We start from the raw sequence: 1,760 nt of genomic DNA, 5'->3' as shown, positions 1-1,760 counted from the left end.
TTGATGGCATAAATCAGGTTATCAAAGCACTTGTTGATGTAAATGCGTTCCTGACCTTGCGGATAAACAGGATGAGAAAACATACCACCTGATACCAGATAGTTATTTACCCGGTCCTTTTCTTTTAGCTTGTCGTACACATAACATTCAAAGCTTCGGGCAAACATCTCTGCAATGTCTTTCCAATAAGCTCCTTGGAGTTTGGAGTAGTGATACAGGTAGCTGTCGGTTCTGCGCTTCTTTGTCTCATCAAAATCATTGTAGCTAACCGCTTTATCGTCCAAAGCATAATACCCAAAGCGAAGCATTAGAATAAGCGAAACGATACTTGTATGCACCACCGATTGCCTCTCCTGAAATGTCGGTACAACCTTCTTTAAGGAGGTCTTTAAAATATCCTTGAACCAATCTTTTGTTGGTGATGAATTACCACCGATGAAATACTTCTTTCGGTAGCCTAAACTTTCAATGATAGTATTCAGATAGCTTTCTGAACGTAGCGGTTTGGTTGATAATTCCAAGCCATTCAGATAGTGGTCAAAGAAATGTCCCCATTCATGGGCTACCGAGCCGTCACCGTTTCGTTTAGTCAGGTTGATGAGCTGCCGTGTTGGGTAGTAAGTAGCCATTGCCTTGCCACCACGACCAAAAGCCCCAAATGCAATAGCCAAGGCTTCGTTTATGGATAGGTTGATGTCAAGCACCTCGCATAAATCAACTATGGCTGCAACAAAGTGACGAATGTGTTCCCTGGCTTCATCATCCTTCACATAGTTTCCTAATGTGAGCGACTTGAAATGAAGCTTCTTGATAACCGTATTTTCGTCCGCTTCCTCAATCAACAAGCCACCTGTGCGTTTGATGTACGATAGCGGTACGGCTTCTATCTTTGGCTTGCTACTACTTTGAGATTTGCTTGTTTTCTTCGTTTCAGCCCAGCTCCAATCGGGTTTAAATTCCTTGTATGGGAATCCTTCTTTTTGCTCATCATATTCTCTTTTTGCATCATTGATAAACCTTGTGCAAACCTGAGTAACATACCTTACATAGTCTTCCACAGTCCGAACGCTGCTCAACATACCTCCCTGAAAAGTCAGGTCGTTTTGCTTGTGGCGTTTCATATCGGCAGGAGAAAGAATTTGCTTTGCCGAATCAATACAGTCCTGTTGGCGTTTTATTCGCTTATCAGTGTATTCTTTCAACCTTTTTGCATGTGGAGCTGCCTGTTCTTTTGTGATGCCTGAATATTGATGGGCTTTCATGTAGGTTTCCTTAACCGCATTGGTTGTGTGGTAGCCCTTGATGGTAAAGACAATATTGCGAAGTGCCTTGCCGAATATCATTCCAAAATCATGCTTGCCCACAATCTCACCACTATTGGCAATGGTATCGAGTTGTTGTAAATCCGTAATTGAAATCGCATCATTCAAAACTTTTACAAAAGCCTCCGCCATTTTTACATATTGCTCCCTGGCTTCTTTGGTGTTGGCATGTGGTTTTGCAGGGAATGCCTGACGAATCTTTACTTTCAGGAATGCACACCCTGCATCTGTGCCATTTTCTTTTTCTGCCTGTGGGTCAACCTTTGGAAATACCTTATCCTTTTTAATCAGCTCGATGGCGGTAGCTTCGTCCTGTTCGATGCTGTTTAAATCGCTACTACTAATAAGTTTGTTGTACATGGCTTGTTCTTTCCTGGAACCATGAACACGCTTCCCTGCATCTTTAAATTCCCGGTTCTTTTGCTTCTCCTGCAAAGC

The 1,760-nt window shown here is 42.6% G+C and carries 1 protein-coding gene; it reads right to left on the bottom strand.

The genetic code is table 11. The annotated features are described in order from the left end of the window. On the bottom strand, positions 1-1,760 hold a 1,760-nt coding region (locus KEM10_RS23655), incomplete at both ends, for an LPD1 domain-containing protein (protein WP_212220820.1).

This window comes from Carboxylicivirga linearis, assembly GCF_018271995.1.
GTDB lineage: Bacteria > Bacteroidota > Bacteroidia > Bacteroidales > Marinilabiliaceae > Carboxylicivirga > Carboxylicivirga linearis.
Note: the sequence above shows the minus strand (reverse complement) of the source record. Positions and strands in the feature narration are given on the sequence as shown.